Origin of the sequence: Kocuria nitroreducens (assembly GCF_042879195.1) — a bacterium.
Taxonomy (GTDB): Bacteria; Actinomycetota; Actinomycetes; order Actinomycetales; family Micrococcaceae; genus Kocuria; species Kocuria nitroreducens.
Map to the genome: position 1 here is coordinate 1 of NZ_JBHZTC010000065.1, position 1,596 is coordinate 1,596.

The following is a 1,596-nucleotide window of genomic DNA, read 5'->3' on the forward strand; positions in this document are numbered from 1 at the left end:
TTAGCTTGCCGTTTAACCCTTAATACTGATGAGCGTGCCGGATACAGGCTGGGGTCTGGCATGAGGGCGGCCACCGCGTGATCCTTGGAAGTTGCGACGCTTCAAGGGAACGGCGGTGGCCGCAATGAGCAGTATGGTCCTCAGTCCTGGCGTTGGCCAGGGCTCGGCGACGGTGGAGACTGGTCTACTTCGCCAGTTCCGCGGCGCGTTGTATCGGTGCCTGACTCGACGCGCTGATGAGCTGTTCGAGCTCACCGAGGCCGTGCTGTGCGCCGAAGGTCCGGTGAAGACCTTGGTGGACCTCAGCCTTGCTCCCGAGCATCGCCGGGGCTACGGCGCGCTCTACGACGGGCTCAACTGCGGCCACGTCGATGCCGACCGGCTGCGCGAGCACCTGGCGCGGCTGCCGGTGCCGCACCTGTTCGGGACACGGATCGTGCTGGCCGTCGACGTCTCACCATGGCTGCGCCCAGACGCTGCGACCTGCCCGGACCGGATGTTCTGCCACGTCTACGGGCGGGGGCGGGGGCGTTCGGCCGATCAGCGGATCCCAGGCTGGCCGTACCAAGTGGTGGCTGCCCTGGAGAGCGGGCCCACGAGCTGGACCGCGATCCTGGATGCGGTGCGGCTGGACCCGGGCACCGACGCGACCGCGGTCACGGCCGCCCAATTGCGCGCGGTCGTGGGCCGGTTGCGCGAGGCCGGGCACTGGCGTGCCGGGGACCCGGCGATCATGATCGTGATGGACTCTGGCTACGACGTCGCCCGGCTGGCTTTCGTGCTGGCGGATCTGCCCGTGCACCTGATGGGACGCATCCGCGCCGATCGCATCATGCGCGGCCCGACTCCGCCGCGCAGCACCGATCCCCGCGGGGGACGACCTCGCCGACACGGGATGGTGATGGCCCTCGGCGAGCCTGGTAGCTGGCCTGCCCCCACGACCCGGACGACTACTGCCACAGTGCGATACGGACAGGCCGAGGCTATCTCCTTCGATCGGATGCATCCACGGCTGACGCACCGCGGCTCCTGGGCCGACCACCACGGGCCGTTGCCCATCGTGGAGGGCACGGTGATCCGATTGGCCGTCGAGCACCTGCCCGGCCAGCGCGAGGCCAAACCGCTGTGGCTGTGGTCCTCCATGACCGACGCCGACGCTGAGCAGGTCACCCGGTGCTGGCAGGCCTACTTGCGTCGCTTCGACCTGGAGCACACCTTCCGCTTCTGGAAACAGACCCTGGGCTGGACCACCCCGAAGATCCGCTCCCCGCAGGCCGGTGATCGCTGGACCTGGTTGGTCATCGCTGCCCACACCGAGCTGCGCCTGGCCCGCCACCTGGCCGTTGACCTGCGCCGGCCTTGGGAGAAGCCCTTGCCGCCGGAGCGGCTGACTCCGGCACGGGTGCGGCGGGGGTTTCGGCACCTGCGCGCGAAGACGGGCCAACCGGCCCGTGCGCCGAAACCCTCCCGCCCAGGACCGGGACGCCCACCTGGGATAAAGAACCGGCACCGAGCGACCCGTCACAACGTCGGCAAGACCATCCCACGAGACACCGCCGGCACGGAGCACCAGCAAATCAAGGGTTAAACGACAAG

1 protein-coding gene is annotated in these 1,596 nt (G+C 69.0%); it reads left to right on the forward strand.

Annotation, left to right across the window (positions count from 1 at the left end; genetic code table 11):
• The first annotated feature begins 124 nt into the window (after positions 1-124).
• Positions 125-1,588 (forward strand): NF041680 family putative transposase, encoded by a 1,464-nt coding sequence (locus ACFYE1_RS17355; RefSeq protein ID WP_387745765.1) that lies wholly within the window; start codon positions 125-127, stop codon positions 1,586-1,588.
• The last annotated feature ends 8 nt before the right edge of the window (positions 1,589-1,596 follow it).

Bases quoted from the DNA above. Each gene is read 5' to 3' on its own strand.
- ACFYE1_RS17355 (WP_387745765.1), top strand. From the start codon at position 125: ATGAGCAGTATGGTCCTCAGTCCTGGCGTTGGCCAGGGCTCGGCGACG.